This window comes from Nocardia sp. NPDC055029 (genome assembly GCF_053608525.1).
Genome location: NZ_JBSGVQ010000030.1, coordinates 42,517 through 57,672, shown reverse-complemented (window position 1 = coordinate 57,672; position 15,156 = coordinate 42,517). Strand labels below are relative to the sequence as shown.

Genomic DNA, 15,156 nt, shown 5'->3' with positions numbered 1-15,156 from the left:
AGTTTGGTCAAAGTTGATCAGAAGGGAGCGTCCATGTCAGCGATCCGCCTGCTTGTCCTCGGCGCGGTCCGGCAGCACGGACGAGCACACGGCTATCAGGTCCGCAACGACCTGGAGTTCTGGGGCGCCCACGAGTGGTCCAACGCCAAGCCCGGCTCGATCTACCACGCACTCAAGCAGATGGCCAAGCAAGGACTCCTCGTCGAACACGAGGTCGCCCCGAGCACCGTCGGCGGTCCGCCCCGCGTCGAATACGAGATCAACGACAAGGGCACCGAGGAGTACTTCACCCTGCTGCGCCAGGCCCTGACCTCCTACGACCAGAAAATGGACATGCTCTCGGCGGGCATCGGCTTCATCGTCGACCTGCCCCGCGACGAGGCCGTCACCCTCCTCCGCCGGCGGATCGCCGGGCTCGAACAGTGGCGCGCCTCGGTCACCGAGTACTACACACCGGAACAGGGCCCCGGACAGCTCGGCCACATCGGCGAGATCATGAACATGTGGGTGCACTCGGCCGACAGCGAAGCGGCATGGACCCACGGCCTGATCGACCGCATCGAAGGCGGCGCCTACACCTTCGCCGGTGAGGGTGACCCGTTCGTCGGTGTGCTCGCCGACGATGAACCCAACCCGTTCGCGACGGGACCCCATCCCGCGGACTCCCGCTGACGATCGCCGCGAATCGCTACCCGCACCCTGCGGATTCACACCCTCGGTCGCCGGCGGTAGCCGGGCGTGTCCGCCTGCGACGCACTAGCATGCGGGGCACACCGCGACCGGCCGGTCGACGGGCCGGCGTCGACGACGAGGATGGGTGCGCAGGATGGCTGTTCGGATGATGGTTCGCGGGGTTGTCGTCGCGGCGGTGACGGTCGGCGCCGCCGTGCCGGTGGTGCTGCTCGGCGCGCCGAACGCGGTGGCCGACCCGTGCCCGAACGGGACCGCTCGGGTGTTTCTCGGGGACGAGACGAACTCGTGTCAGGGGGCCGGGTCGAAGACCTATGTGCTGGCCGGTGTGTCGAAGGTGTGCTCGATGACCAGTACCGATGTGACGATCGATATCGACAGCGAGAGCAAGAAGCTGCGGCGGCATGTCGAGATTCGCAACGGGCAGTGTGCGTCGTTCCAGCTGCGGGGGCAGACCGGGGCGACGGTGACCGTCACGCCGAACTGAGAATTGCGCCGAGTCGGGTGCGGGATCCGCTGTGCTACAGCGGATCCCGCCGACGACTACTCGCCCTCGGCCGACTCCGGCGCGGGTGACACTGCGGCGGGTCCCCCCTCGAGCAGCAACCGGAACCCGTCCTCGTCGAGGATCGGCACGCCGAGCTCCTCGGCCTTGGCCGCCTTCGAGCCGGGCGCTTCGCCGATCACCACGAACGCCGTCTTCTTCGAGACCGAGCCCGCCGCCTTGCCGCCGCGGATCAGGATCGCTTCCTTGGCGCCGTCGCGGGTGAAGGTCTGCAGGGAGCCGGTGACGACGATGGACAGGCCGTCGAGGTTGCGTTCGATGGAGTCGTCGCGTTCGTCTTCCATCCGGACGCCTGCCGCGCGCCATTTGTCGACGATGGCGCGATGCCAGTCGACGGTGAACCACTCCACGACCGCGGCGGCGATGGTGGGCCCGACGCCGTCGGTGGCGGCGAGTTCTTCGCCGGTGGCCGCTTCGATCCGGTCGAGGCCGGCGAATTCGGCGGCGAGGGCGCGGGCGGCGGTCGGGCCGACGTGCCGGATCGACAGGGCGACGAGCACCCGCCACAGCGGAGTGTCCTTGGCGGCGTCGAGGTTTTCCAGCAGGCGGGCGCCGTTGGCGGAGAGCGTGCCGTCCTGTTTGGTGAACAGCGGGACGCCGAGCAGGGCTTGCTCGTCGAGTGCGAAGAGATCGCCCTCGTCGGTGATGGCGCCCGAGGTGAGCAGGGCGTTGGCGGCTTCGTAGCCGAGGGCTTCGATGTCGAAGGCGCCGCGGCCCGCCAGGTGGAAGACGCGTTCACGCAGCTGGGCTGGGCAGTGCTGCTGGTTGGGGCAGCGGATGTCGGCGTCGCCCTCCTTGGCCGGGGCCAGTTCGGTGCCGCATTCGGGGCAGTGCGTCGGCATCACGAACTCGCGTTCGTCGCCGGTGCGGGCGTCGACGACGGGACCGAGGACCTCGGGGATGACGTCGCCCGCCTTGCGGATGGTGACGGTGTCACCGATCAGCACGCCCTTGCGCTTGACCTCGGAGCCGTTGTGCAGGGTGGCCATGGCGACGGTCGAGCCGGCGATGGAGACCGGCGACATCACCGCGAACGGGGTGACCCGGCCGGTGCGCCCGACATTCACCTCGATAGTGAGCAGTGTCGTGGTGGCCTCTTCGGGCGGGTACTTGTAGGCGATGGCCCAGCGCGGCGCACGGGAGGTGGAGCCGAGGCGGCGCTGCAACGCCATCTCGTCGATCTTGATCACCTGACCGTCGATCTCGTGCTCGATATCGTGGCGGTGCTCGCCCCAGTAGGCGACCCGCTCGATGACCGCCTCGATGCCCCTGACCAGGCGGGTGTGTTCGGAGACCGGCAGGCCCCAGGCGGCCAGGGCCTGGTAGGCCTCGTGCTGGGACTGCGGGCGGTAACCCTCGATGCGGCCGAAGCCGTGACAGATCATCCGCAGCCTGCGCGCAGCGGTGATCGCCGGGTTCTTCTGGCGCAGCGAACCGGCCGCGGTATTGCGCGGATTCGCGTACGGCGGTTTGCCTTCGGCGACGATCTGGGCGTTGAGGGTCTCGAAGTCCTCGAGCCGGAAGTACACCTCGCCACGCACTTCCAGGAGTTCCGGGATGGGGAAATCCTCGGTCGGGGTGAGCTCGGTGGGGATGTCTTCGATGGTGCGGGCGTTGAGGGTGACGTCCTCGCCGGTGCGGCCGTCACCGCGGGTGGCGCCGCGCACCAGCTTGCCGTTCTCGTACACCAGGTTCAGCGCGACGCCGTCGATCTTGACCTCGCAGAGGTAGTGCAGGTCGGGCCCGGCCTCGGCTTCGACCCGGCTCGCCCAGGTGCGCAGCTCGTCGTAGTCGAAGACGTTGTCCAGCGACAACATCCGTTCGAGATGGTCGACGGCGGTGAACTCGGTGGCGAACCCGCCACCGACGAGCTGGGTCGGCGAATCCGGCGTCCGCAGATCGGGGTGCGCCTCCTCGAGAGCCTGCAACTGCCGCAGCAAGGTGTCGAACTCACCGTCGGTGATGGTCGGCGCGTCGCGCACGTAGTAGCGGAACTGGTGCTCGCGCACCTCGTCCGCCAGCTGCTGCCACTGCACCCGCTGCTCGGGGGTCGCGCCCGGCTCGGCACTCACGGAAACCACGCTGTCACTCACCTGTCGAACAGTAGTCGAGCCCACCGACACTTCCGGCGACCGTTCCCGCACGTCGCGGGGCCTGTCGGCGGCTCACTCGACGGTGATCGACTCCGGTTCCTCGGCGAACGCGCGGGCGACATCGCCGGTGAGCGAGAGCGCCTTGCGCGACCACGACAGCGGCGCGCCCGCCAGCCCGCAGGACGGGGTCACCAGGATCCGGTCCGCGAGGACGCTGCGCGGGAAGCCGAGGCGGTCGATCAGGCGGACACCGGGTTCGGCGACCTCGCGCCAGGTGATCGGCGTCGCCGGGGCCGCGGTCGGGGTCAGGCCGAGCGCGACCTTCTTGCCGGAGTCGAGGATCTCGCCGAGCGCGTCGAGGTCGGCGGTGGTGATGGTCGAGGCGTCGAAGGAGATCCCGGTGGCGGCCGTGCGGCCCAGCGTGGTGAGGGCGGGACGGGACGCGCAGGTGTGCAGCAGGACCGGCGCGGACTGGGCGTCGATCACCGTGTCGAGGATGTGCAGCGCCTCGGGTTCGGGCAGTGCGCGAATGGTGTTCAGGATGCTCGGCCCGGTCAGGGAGCCGTCGAGCACCGTGGTGAGCCGGGGTTCGTCCAGCTGGATGACGACCTCCGCGCCGAGGCGGCGGCGAACCTCCGCGGCGTGCCGGGCCAGCCCCTCGGCGAGCGACTCCGAAAGATCGCGCACCGCACCGGAATCGGTGAGGATGCGGTGACCGCCGGGCAGCTCGACCTCGGCGGCGAGGGTCAGCGGGCCCGCCGACTGGACTTTCACCACGCGACCCGCGCCGGCCAGACCCGCTGTCTCCCAGGCTTCTTCGATGGCGTCGAGGTCGGCGCGCAGGAGATCCCTGGCCCGGCGCGACACCGCACCGGGGCGGGCGGCCAAGCGGTAACCACGCGTCGTTGAATCGAAACGCAGGTCGACGAGCAGGGCCGAGACCCGGCCGATCGTGTCGGCGCCGACACCCCGATCGGGCAGCTCGACCAGGTGCGGCAGGTCGGGCAGCTCGCCGATGATCGTCGCGGCGGCCTCGCGGGGATCGGTGCCAGGCCAGGAGCCGATCCCGGTGGCGATGCCGGCCACGAGCGGGTCGACGGGTTCGGGTGCGGCGGCTTCGTGCGAGGCCTCGCTTCGCCAGAGTGTCACGCGCTCAACACCTTTCGTGTCGTCGAAACGGAGCCGCCACCCGGACGGTGCGGACGCTCCGATGGTCCTGCTGTCGACCGATCGGCGCGAGAGTGAACGAGGTGCGCGGGTGAGCCCTAGACCGCGTCCGCCGAGACGCCGGCGCGATCGGTGCCGTTGATGGTGCCACTGCCGACCACGGTGTCCCCGCCCTCGGCATCAGGCAGGTAGAGCACGATCGCCTGACCCTTGGCGACACCGGTGAGCGGTTCGCGCAGCCGGGCGACGAACCCGTCACCCGCGGGCTCGACGACGGCGGGCGCGGTGCCGCCGTGCGCACGCACCTGCACGACGCACTCCACCGGCTCGCTCGGGCGCACGCCGGAGGTCCAGATCGCGCGATCGGCCGCGACGACATCGACCTGGAGGTCCTCCACCGAACCGACGCTGACCGTCCCCGAATCGGGATCGATACCGGTCACATAGCGCGGCTTGCCGTCGGCGGCGGTGTGGGTCAGGCCAAGACCCTTGCGCTGGCCCACGGTGAATCCGTGCACACCCTCGTGCTCGCCGAGGACGGTGCCGTCGGAATCGACCAGCGCACCGGGACGGATGCCGATCTTGGCGCCGAGGAACGCGCGGGTATCCCCGGAGGGGATGAAGCAGATGTCGTGGCTGTCGGGCTTGTTCGCCACGGCCAGACCACGCTCGGCGGCTTCCTCGCGGATCCGCGGCTTCGGGGTGTCACCGACCGGGAACATCGCGCGCGCGAGCTGCTCGGCGGTGAGCACCGCGAGCACATAGGACTGGTCCTTGTCGGCGTCGACCGCGCGGCGCAGCACGCCGTCGGAGAGCCGGGCGTAGTGGCCGGTCACGACGGCGTCGAAGCCGAGTGCCTGTGCGCGATCGGCGAGGGCGGAGAACTTGATCTTCTCGTTGCAGCGCAGGCACGGGTTGGGCGTCTCGCCCGCGGCGTAGGCGGCGACGAAATCGTCGATCACGTCTTCCTTGAAGCGGTCGGCGAAGTCCCAGACGTAGAACGGGATACCGAGCACGTCGGCGGCGCGGCGCGCGTCACCGGCGTCCTCCTTGGAGCAGCACCCGCGGGAACCGGTGCGCAGCGTGCCCGGCGTCGCCGACAGCGCCAGGTGCACCCCGACCACCTCGTGGCCGGCGTCTACGGCCCGCGCCGCGGCCACCGCCGAATCGACGCCACCACTCATCGCGGCGAGTACTCGCATCAGGCACCTCCTCTAGCGCCGGCCATGCCCGCGGCTCTGGCCCGTTCGATGACCTGCGGAAGAACGGTCAACAATGTCTCGATATCGGCCCCGGTCGAGGTGTGCCCCAGCGAGAACCGCAGCGAACTGCGGGCCTGCCACGGCTGGACACCCATCGCGATCAGCACATGGCTCGGGGAGGCCACGCCCGCATTGCAGGCCGACCCGGTGGAGCATTCGACACCGGCGGCGTCGAGCAGCATGAGCAGCGAGTCGCCCTCGCAGCCGGGGAAGGTGAAGTGGGCGTTGCCGGGCAGGCGCCGCTCGTCGACGGGCCCGTTGAGCACCGCGTCGGGTACCGCGGCCCGCACACCGTCGATCAGCTGCTCGCGCAGGACGCGCAGCTGCTCGGCGCGCGCGGGCAGGTCACCGACCGCTTCGCGCAGCGCGGCGGCCATGCCGACGGCCGCGGCCACATCGGAGGTGCCCGAGCGCAGGTCGCGTTCGTGTCCGCCGCCGTGCACCAGCGGCACACACGGCACCTGCCTGCCGAGCAGCAGCACGCCGATGCCGTGCGGACCGCCGGCCTTGTGCCCGGCGACGCTGAGCGCGGCCAGCCCGCTCGCGCCGAAATCGATGGGGAGCTGGGTCACCGCCTGGATCGCGTCGCTGTGCATCGGAACGTCGAATTCCTGTGCGACGGCGGCCAATTCGGTGATCGGCTGGACGGTGCCGACCTCGTTGTTGGCCCACATGACACTGACCAGCGCGACCTCGTCGGCCTGCTCGGCGAGCACCTCGCGCAGCGCGTGCGGCGAGACGACACCCTCGGCGTCGACGGGCAACCAGGTGACTCGCGCGCCCTCGTGCTTCTCCAGCCACTCGACCGCGTCGAGCACCGCGTGATGCTCGACCGCGCTGGTGACGATCCTGGTGCGCCGCGGATCGCCCGCCCTGCGGCCCCAGAAGATGCCCTTGACGGCCAGATTGTCGCTCTCGGTGCCACCGGAGGTGAAGATCACCTCGGACGGCCGCGCCCCCAGATCGGCCGCGATCGACTCGCGCGCCTCCTCCAGCGACCGCCGTGCGGCACGCCCGGATCCGTGCAGCGACGAGGCATTACCCACCGTGCTCAGCGCAGCCGTCATCGCCTCGACGGCGGCGGGCAACATCGGAGTGGTCGCCGCGTGGTCGAGGTAGACCGTCTTGGGCGCACCGTTGACCGGACCCGTATAAGCCGACTTCATGACCAACAAAGCCTATACCACCGCTGACCTGGGCATCTTCGGGGTCCACCCCTGCTCTCTACGCTGCTTCTACGATTTACCCAGGATCCTCAACACGGGTATCACCCATCTGTATTCCTGGACCGGCGGCGAGACGGCCGGTGAGACAGCCTTCTGACGGCGACCACGACGTCGATCGGCCAGCGAACCGCACCACCGGTGTGGTGCCGGATGAACGAGCGAACAACAAGCCGCATCGGTCGGGACACGCGCCCGCGTGACGCAGCGGAATCTGCGGTCGCATTCACTATTGTCCAAGGTCATGTTGCGAATCATCCGCAGAGTCAGTTACGTCGCCTCAGCGCTGGCCTTACTGTCGCAGCCGACCGCGCATGCCGATACCGTCAATCTGCCACCGCACGAGAAGACTTTCGAGTCGGATATGGGCAGTTTCACCGTCGGCACACACAATGAAGCCGTCTATCGAATCGCGCCGTTGAACGGCGCCCCCACCAGCCGTGAAGCGCTGGTCTCCACTGTCGCGTACGGACGGCTCGACGGGCAGGCCGAGGGCGTGCTCAGGACCGGATACACCGTCGGCTGCGCGGCCAGGCTCGATGTCGCGCTCCCCGGCATCGATCCCACCACGGAATTCGGGCTCGAGGGGCCGCAGCAGAACGCCGCGACGGAGCAGGTGCAGCGGCAGGCGACCGAGCAGTCGCAGTCGGACACCGTCGAGCAGTCGAGTTCCGGCGAGACGGTGCGGTCCCATACGGACCAGTCCGGGCAAGCACAGGAGACCGAACAGCGACAGTTTCAGGAGTTCAACGGCATCCTCCCCGCCATCGCGGTGGACCCGGGTCTGTTCCTGGAATTGGAACTGCAACCCGGCGACATCACCAACGTCGATATCGGGGAAGGCAAGCCACTCATCCCGGGCAAGACCGTGCGGATCGTGACCCGCGACTTTCACATCAAAGTCGACAACTGCATCGGCCCGGCCACCATCCGCCAATACACCTACGTGCAAACCAGAACACCCGAAGTCGACGACAGCGGAGCGGTGTTCGGCGAGCCCACCACACTGTAGAGAGTCCCGCACGCAGTTCACCGTCACGGACCGAGTCGGCTCGCCCTCCGCGGCGTAATTGCCCGATGTCGCAACACGTCGAATACTCTGCCCGCGATTTGGAATTCGAATAGCCGCTGATGTGGGAGGGTGCGACTCATGCTGATCGAATACGGGGTGTGGGTTACGCGGTTGACGCTCGCCGTGGTGTTCGGGTTGTCGGCCTGGGGGAAATTGGCCGATCGCGCCGGTACGCGGCAGGCGGTGGGCGAGTTCGAGGTGCCGGTGCGGTGGGTGCCCGCCGTGGCGTGGGGGCTGCCGATCGCCGAGGCGGTGCTGGCGGTCGGCGTCGTGCTGCCGTGGACGGCCGCCGCGGCAGCCGTCGGCGCGCTGCTCCTGCTGACGGTGTTCACGGTGGTCATGGCCGGCTTGTTGCGGCGCGGCAAGCACCCCTCGTGCTCATGCTTCGGCGCGGCGAGTAGTAGGCCGATCGGCACGCGCAGCATCGTGCGCAACGGCCTGCTGATGGCGCTCGCGGTGTTGGTCCTGTGGGGCGCGTCGGCCTATCCCTCGGTGCCCGCGGGACTGGCCGCCGATGCCGCGACCGGGCTCGCGCTCGGCGCGCTGCTGTGCGGGGTCCTGGCGTGGCTGGCCGGCCAGGTCGGCGCGCTGCGACGGCGCCTGGACGAGCAGGCACTCTCGACGCTGGGCGCCGAGGGCTTGCCGGTCGGCTCGGTCGCACCGGAGTTCGAGTTGCTCGACGTCGCGGGCGCCCGCACGAACCTCGCGGATTTGCTGTCGATGGGCCGGGCGGTGCTGCTGGTGTTCGTGCATCCGGGCTGTGAGATGTGCGCCGCGCTGGCCCGCGAGCTGCCGCGGTGGCGGGCGCGCACGGCCATGACCATGGTCGTCGTCGGGAACGGCGACGCCGATGAGCAGGCCGTGTGGGGTATCGAACAGGGTCTGGGCGAGATCCCGTCGCTGGTCCAGCAGAGCAACGAGGCGGCGCTGCGCTACCGCGTCCGCGGCACACCGTCGGCTGTGCTGATCGACGTCGAGGGCCGAGTCGCCGCGCCCGTTGCGCGCGGCGCTATCGCGATCCGTGAATTGACTTTTGCCGGGAAGTCCATCCGAACCCAGCTTTCCTCTCGAAGCAATGGCGACCACGCCGCTATCTCCCGTCCGAACTGACCCCTCAGCCTGGTTACCGCCGCCGGAAACGGGCGTCCAGTCGAATTTTGATTGGCGCACAAAGAATTTCGTTTACAACAGCGCTCGCACGCCGATACGATATTGAGTGCTCTGATGCAGAACCGCACGCAAACCCCATCCACTACTTTTGGCAGGGAGATGTCATGGCGGACTTCGCATTCACCGATTACTCCGGCAAGGAATTCGTTATCCGGCTCACCAACGAGCAGCGCATCGCGGAAGCGCGTCGGATTCTGTCCGGCGATGAGCAGATGTCGGTCCATGTCATGGGCCGCATCAGGAAACAGGCCGTCGAGTACAACCCGGGTTGGAGCTTCCACCTCGACCCGGACACGATCACCTTCTTCACCGTGGCGATCGAGGTCTGCGACGCGGGTATCAACTACCTCGAAGACCACCTGGACGAGGCCTGCGGCGCTTTCCTGCCGGGCTGCTTCTGGTGTCCGTGGTCGTCCCGGCTCACCCGAGAGATCCGCTAGCGGCTACGCCGTCGGCGGCGGACCCCGGCCGAGTGCTTTCGGCCGGGGTCTGCCGGGTTCAGAGCTCGCGCGCCCGCAACTCGTTCCCGCGGCCGACGCCCGGTCAGCGGGTCGGCGACGGCGTGGATGACCGCACGCTGCCGAGGAAGTCCGCGATGGTCGCCCAGGTGGTGTCGCGGGCGGCGGGGCCCGCGATGATGCCGAGATGACTTCCCGGGACCTCGGCGAAGCGGACCTCGGACGCGCCGGTGAGGACCTGGACGCCCGCGGCGACGGACGCCGAGGAGGCAAGGGCGTCCTTGGTGCCGCCGATCAGCTGGGTCGGCGCCGTGAGTTCGGTGAGGTCGATCGCGCGGTCGGGGCGCAAATGCACTGTGCCCTTCAGCATTTCGTTGCGGATGATCAGCTGGCGATAGGCCTGACGGTAGAACCTGCCCGGGTAGCCGGGCATGGTGTCCATGAATCGATCCACCGATTGCATGCGGGCCAGTGCTTCGGTGTCGGCGATATTGCGGGCGATGTACCAGGGCTTGGTGAGCTCACGGTCGATCGACTGGATGCGGAATCCGGCCCGCACCCCGTACTTCGGGACGCCACCGGCGACCCGTACCGGGAAGGTGACTTCGCGACCGCCGGTGAGCTGCCCGAGCCTGCGGGCCAGCGAGATCTGGCCATTGCGGCGCTGATCGAACGGGGTCCCGACCGCGGTGACCGAGCCGATCGGCAGGTCCGGGTGGGCCGCGGCGGTGAGCACGCTCATGGTGCCGCCGAACGACCATCCGATCAGGTCGACAGCGCCCTCCGCGTCGGCGCCGACGGTGGCGATCGCCGTCGGCACGATGTCGTCGACCCATTCCTCGAAGCCGAGATCGCGGTCCGCGTAGGTGATCTCGCCGTAGTCGAGCACATAGACCTCGCGACCCAGGTCGAGCAGGAAGCGCACCAGGCTCTGGCTCGGCCGCATGTCGTAGCAGGAAATGGTCACCGCCAGCGGCGGGACGAGCAGCACCGGATCGCCCGTGGCGGGGGTGGCGCGGCGGTAGCGCAGGAGCCGGCGGTGCGGTTCGTCGTAGACGATGTCCGACGGCGTCGGCGTGTACGGCTCGACGCCGTCGCTGAAGAGTGCGACCGCGTTGCGCAGCGCAACCGACAAGGGGCCCATGTAAATCTCCGGATGAATCGCGACGACGAGGGAAAACTACCTGTAACCCCCTGTATCACCTTATCGGTTCCCGAAGAGCTTCCGCCGAGCAGGGCCGGTTTCCGCCGTGCCACAATGCGGCATGACCATCAAGTTCGATGCTCTCGACGCCGCGTTGCTGGCCGAACTGGCGCGCGACCCGCGGGCGCCGATTCTCGAGCTGGCGCAGCGGCTCGGCATCGCCCGCAACACGGTGCAGGCGCGAATGAAGCGGCTGGAGTCCTCGGGCGCGGTGCGCGGCTTTCCGCCCGATATCGATGTGCAGGCGATCGGCTTCGCCGTGCACGCGTTCCTCGGCATCGAACTGGATCAGAACAAGATGGATCCGATCATCGAGACGCTGCGCGGCTTCCCGCACGTCCTCGAAGTGCACGCCACCACCGGTCGCGCCGATCTGCTGGTCCGCGTCGCCGCGCAATCACAGCAGGATCTGCTGGAGATCATCCAGCGGGTGCATGCCATCGACGGCGTGAATCACACCGAGACGATGCTCGCGCTGGCCACTCCGATCAAGTATCGAAGCCTGCCGCTGGTCGACCATCTGACCAAGCACGCAAACCAGCCCTGATGTGACGCAGGTCTCCTTACCTCGAGCAGATTGACACATCCGCCTCAGTGGTCCAGATCACTTTTGAGCAGACTGATCAACTTTTCGACTGACTGTTGACACCGATTACCCCTCCACGGCACATTTCGCTGCACCGATAGCAAGTTCCTTCGTTGCGCAGCTCACGATCTGGGTTGTGGAAAGTGTGGTGAGGCGTCTATGACCACCGTCGTCTGTCCGACCGCCCGGCCGCAGGCCGAGCCTGCCGCGCCCTACGACCTCGCCGATCGCTATCGCTCCGGGGCAGGCCCGGTCCTGCTCACCGGCGTCCAGGCCATCGCCAGGCTCCTGGTGGAACAGCATGTGCGCGATATCCGCGCCGGGCGCCGGGTCGCGACCTTCGTCTCCGGGTATCAGGGCAGCCCGCTGGGCGGGGTGGACAAGATGCTGCTCGGCATGCCGGACGTGCTCGCCGAACACGACATCACCTTCGTCCCCGGGTTCAACGAGGAACTGGCCGCCACCTCGGTGTGGGGCAGCCAGGCCGACCTGCCCGCCGGGCGGGCGACCCACGACGGCGTGGTCGGCGTCTGGTACGGCAAAGGCCCGGGTGTCGACCGCGCGACCGACGCCATTCGCCACGCCAACATGTACGGCGTGAACCCGCGCGGCGGCGTCCTGCTGCTGGTCGGCGACGATCCGGCGTCGAAGTCGTCGACGGTGCCCGCCGTCAGCGAGCGTTCGCTGGCCGCCATGGGCGTTCCGGTGCTGTTCCCGCGCAACGCCGAGGAGATCATCACCCTCGGGATGCAGGGCATCGCGATGTCGCGGGCCTCGGGCTGCGTGGTGGCGCTGAAGATCGTCGCCGATGTCGCCGACGGGGCGTGGACGGTCGACGCGGACGTAGCCGATCTCGCCGTCACGGTGCCCGAAGTGCAGTGGGAGGGACAGCCTTTCACCTACCGGCAGCGGCCGATGGCGGCGCCGACCGACAGCGTGCTCGCCGAGGCCGACCTCTACGGGCCGCGCTGGGCGACCGTGCAGGCCTTCTCGGCGGCCAACGCCCTCGACATCATCGAGGTGGATCCGGCCGAAGCCAAGGTGGGCATCGCGGCCACCGGGACCACCTTCGACGCGGTCCGCCAGGCACTGCTCGACCTCGGCGTCGACGAGGCGGCCATGCACCGGGCCGGAATCCGGCTGCTGCGCATCGGCATGCCCTATCCCGTCGGCGCGGCCGCTGTGACCGAGTTCGCCCGCGGTCTCGACGAGTTGATCGTGGTGGAGGACAAGACCGCGTTCATCGAGACCCAGATCCGCGAGATCCTCTACGGCACCGCAGGCGCGCCACGCGTCCTCGGCAAGCACGACGCCCGCGGCGGACGGCTCATGCCGGTCGACGGCGAGCTCACCGCGGGACGGCTGCTGGCGCCGCTGCGCCGGGTACTTCGCGAGCGGGTCGAGCTGAAAAGGGCTGCCCCGCCGCCGCTTCCGCTCGAGGTGCTGTCCGCCAAGCGGACGCCGTACTTCTGCAGCGGCTGCCCGCACAACCGCTCCACCGCGCTGCCCGACGGCTCGATCGGCGGCGGCGGAATCGGGTGCCACACGCTGGTGACGATGTCGGGCCGCGCCGACAGCGCGGTCACCGGGCTGACCCAGATGGGCGGCGAGGGCAGCCAGTGGATCGGGCAGGCGCCGTTCACCGACGTGCCGCACCTGTTCCAGAACATCGGCGACGGCACGTTCTTCCACTCCGGCCAGCTGGCCGTGCAGGCCTGCGTCGCGGCCGGGGTGAACATCACCTACAAGCTGCTGTGGAACGAGGTCGTCGCGATGACCGGCGCCCAGGACGTGGAGGGCGGGCTCACCGTCGCGCAACTGACCCACAAGCTCACCGTCGAGGGCGTCCGCAAGATCATCATCTGCGCCGACGAACCCCAGCGCCACAACAAGCGGGCGCTGGCCAAGGGCACGCTGCTGTGGCATCGTGACCGGCTCGACGAGGCGCAGCGGCTGCTGCGCGAGGTCGAGGGCGTCACCGTGCTGATCTACGACCAGCACTGCGCCGCCGACGCGCGCAGGCAGCGCAAGCGCGGCGCGCTGCCGGTCCGCACCACCCGGGTGGTGATCAACGAGGCCGTCTGCGAAGGCTGCGGCGACTGCGGCACCAAGTCGAATTGCCTTTCCGTGCAGCCGGTCGACACCGAATTCGGGCGCAAGACCCGCATCGATCAGACCTCGTGCAATACCGACTACAGCTGCCTGGACGGCGACTGCCCGTCGTTCGTCACGGTGGAAGTGGTCCCGGACAAGGACAAGCCCAAGAACGGGCGCCGCAAAATCGTCGAGCCGCCCGTGGTCGCCGACCCCGGCGTCGGCGCACCGCAGCGGACCCAGAACGTGCTGATCGCGGGCATCGGCGGCACCGGCATCGTGACGGTGAATCAGGTGCTGGCCACGGCCGCCCTGCGCGCCGGATACGAGGTCGAGAGCCTGGATCAGATCGGCCTGAGCCAGAAGGCCGGGCCTGTGGTTTCTCACCTGCGGTTCTCCACAACGGAATTGGAGCCGTCGAACCGGCTCACCCCGGGCAGCGCGGACTGCCTGCTCGCCGTCGATCTGCTCACCGCGACCGATCCCCGCTCTCTCCAGTACGGCGACGCGGCGAGCACCGTGGCGGTGGCCTCGACGAGCCAGACCCCGACCGGCGACATGGTCTACGACAAGTCGGTGACCTACCCCGCCACCGATACGCTGCTGGATCGGCTTGCGACGGTGACGAATTCGATCAGCCACTTCGACGCACTCGCGGCAGCGCAGACCTTGTTCGGCAACACCGCGGCGGCCAACTTCCTGATCGTCGGCGCCGCCGTCCAGTCCGGCGGCCTGCGACTGCCCGTAGCGGCGATCGAGGAGGCCATCGGCATCAACGGCGTCGCGGTGGACGCGACGATCGCGGCCTTCCGCTGGGGACGTGTCGCCGTCGCGGATCCGGCGGCGTTCGCCGCGGCTGTCGATGAGGGGCAGCCGCGGCGGACCACGCCGACGGTGCCCGCGGAAGTGCTGGCGCACACCAGCTTCGAGGGTGAGGTGCGCCGGCTCGTGGAACTGCGGGCGGCCGAGCTTGTCGGCTATCAGAACGCCACGGTGGCTCGGCGGTATGTCGAGACCGTCGAACTCGCTTGGACGGCGGAGCGGGCGCTCGGCGAGCGGACCGACTTCAGCGAGGCGGTGGCGCGGGGGCTGTACAAGTTCACCGCCTACAAGGACGAGTACGAAGTGGCGCGGCTGCTGGTCGATCCGGCGTTCCTGGCCGAGGTCCAGGCCCAGGTGCCGGGCGGCGAGAAGCTCACCTACAAGCTGCATCCCCCGGCCCTGCGCGCGCTCGGCCGTCGCAAGAAGATCGGGCTCGCACCGAAATCTCATGTGGCACTGAAGGTTCTCGCCAAGGGCAAGTTCCTGCGCGGCACCCGGCTCGATCCCTTCGGCTACGCCCACGTGCGCAAGGTCGAGCGGGAACTGCTGGCCCACTACACCGCCATGGTGGCTCGCCTGGCGAGCGACCTGGACCCGGAGAACTACGACACGGCCACCGCGGCCGCCGCACTTCCCGATGTCGTGCGCGGCTACGAGGACGTGAAGCTCGGCAATGTCGAGCTGTACCGCGCCGGACTGCGCGAGCTCGGCATCGAGTACTGACCGGCACGCAACACGCCGCGGCGCCAC

Annotated in this window: 13 protein-coding genes; 8 read left to right on the top strand and 5 right to left on the bottom strand. The window is 68.9% G+C overall.

Annotated features, from left to right (window positions below; translation table 11 throughout):
• Positions 1 to 33 precede the first annotated feature (33 nt).
• Both ACWF9G_RS23835 and ACWF9G_RS23830 read left to right on the top strand, forming a co-directional pair.
• Positions 34 to 672, top strand: a complete 639-nt coding sequence (locus ACWF9G_RS23835) for a PadR family transcriptional regulator (RefSeq protein ID WP_452517997.1) — start codon at positions 34 to 36, stop codon at positions 670 to 672.
• A gap of 154 nt (positions 673 to 826) precedes the next feature.
• A complete protein-coding gene (locus tag ACWF9G_RS23830) occupies positions 827 to 1,177 on the top strand; it encodes a hypothetical protein (protein WP_379305204.1) in 351 nt (116 codons plus the stop codon).
• 56 nt (positions 1,178 to 1,233) lie between these two features.
• Here ACWF9G_RS23830 and ligA read toward each other — a convergent pair whose 3' ends face one another.
• The 4 genes from ligA to ACWF9G_RS23810 form a co-directional block, all read right to left on the bottom strand.
• Positions 1,234 to 3,336 (bottom strand): NAD-dependent DNA ligase LigA, encoded by a 2,103-nt coding sequence (ligA, locus tag ACWF9G_RS23825; protein ID WP_452518028.1) that lies wholly within the window; start codon positions 3,334 to 3,336, stop codon positions 1,234 to 1,236.
• A gap of 84 nt (positions 3,337 to 3,420) precedes the next feature.
• Positions 3,421 to 4,497 carry a methionine synthase gene (locus ACWF9G_RS23820; RefSeq protein ID WP_452517996.1) on the bottom strand — a complete coding sequence of 359 codons (1,077 nt, stop codon included), beginning with the start codon at positions 4,495 to 4,497 and terminating at the stop codon, positions 3,421 to 3,423.
• A 116-nt stretch (positions 4,498 to 4,613) separates the two neighbouring features.
• A complete protein-coding gene (gene mnmA, locus ACWF9G_RS23815) occupies positions 4,614 to 5,717 on the bottom strand; it encodes a tRNA 2-thiouridine(34) synthase MnmA (protein WP_452517994.1) in 1,104 nt (367 codons plus the stop codon).
• On the bottom strand, positions 5,717 to 6,943 hold the full coding sequence (locus ACWF9G_RS23810) for a cysteine desulfurase family protein (RefSeq protein ID WP_452517992.1): 1,227 nt from the start codon (positions 6,941 to 6,943) through the stop codon (positions 5,717 to 5,719). The genes mnmA and ACWF9G_RS23810 overlap by 1 nt, the downstream gene beginning before the upstream one ends.
• Between ACWF9G_RS23810 and ACWF9G_RS23805 the strand changes: the two genes are divergently transcribed.
• The 4 genes from ACWF9G_RS23805 (at position 6,942) to ACWF9G_RS23790 (ending at position 9,682) form a co-directional block, all read left to right on the top strand.
• Complete coding sequence (locus tag ACWF9G_RS23805) at positions 6,942 to 7,100, top strand: hypothetical protein (protein ID WP_452517991.1); 159 nt, start codon at positions 6,942 to 6,944, stop codon at positions 7,098 to 7,100. The genes ACWF9G_RS23810 and ACWF9G_RS23805 overlap by 2 nt on opposite strands.
• 144 nt (positions 7,101 to 7,244) lie before the next feature.
• Positions 7,245 to 8,012, top strand: coding sequence for an MspA family porin (locus ACWF9G_RS23800; RefSeq protein ID WP_452517989.1), 768 nt, complete (start codon positions 7,245 to 7,247; stop codon positions 8,010 to 8,012).
• 138 nt (positions 8,013 to 8,150) lie between these two features.
• Positions 8,151 to 9,182 (top strand): TlpA family protein disulfide reductase, encoded by a 1,032-nt coding sequence (locus ACWF9G_RS23795; protein WP_452517987.1) that lies wholly within the window; start codon positions 8,151 to 8,153, stop codon positions 9,180 to 9,182.
• A gap of 164 nt (positions 9,183 to 9,346) precedes the next feature.
• Complete coding sequence (locus tag ACWF9G_RS23790; protein ID WP_379305222.1) at positions 9,347 to 9,682, top strand: BP74-related protein; 336 nt, start codon at positions 9,347 to 9,349, stop codon at positions 9,680 to 9,682.
• A gap of 103 nt (positions 9,683 to 9,785) precedes the next feature.
• Here ACWF9G_RS23790 and ACWF9G_RS23785 read toward each other — a convergent pair whose 3' ends face one another.
• The gene (locus ACWF9G_RS23785; protein ID WP_452517984.1) at positions 9,786 to 10,844 is read right to left on the bottom strand and encodes an alpha/beta hydrolase; all 1,059 of its coding nucleotides are present in this window, start codon (positions 10,842 to 10,844) and stop codon (positions 9,786 to 9,788) included.
• 121 nt (positions 10,845 to 10,965) lie between these two features.
• Here ACWF9G_RS23785 and ACWF9G_RS23780 point away from each other — a divergent pair, with 121 nt between their 5' ends.
• Positions 10,966 to 11,451, top strand: coding sequence for an Lrp/AsnC family transcriptional regulator (locus tag ACWF9G_RS23780; RefSeq protein WP_379305226.1), 486 nt, complete (start codon positions 10,966 to 10,968; stop codon positions 11,449 to 11,451).
• 198 nt (positions 11,452 to 11,649) lie between these two features.
• Positions 11,650 to 15,129 (top strand): indolepyruvate ferredoxin oxidoreductase family protein, encoded by a 3,480-nt coding sequence (locus ACWF9G_RS23775; RefSeq protein WP_452517982.1) that lies wholly within the window; start codon positions 11,650 to 11,652, stop codon positions 15,127 to 15,129.
• The last annotated feature ends 27 nt before the right edge of the window (positions 15,130 to 15,156 follow it).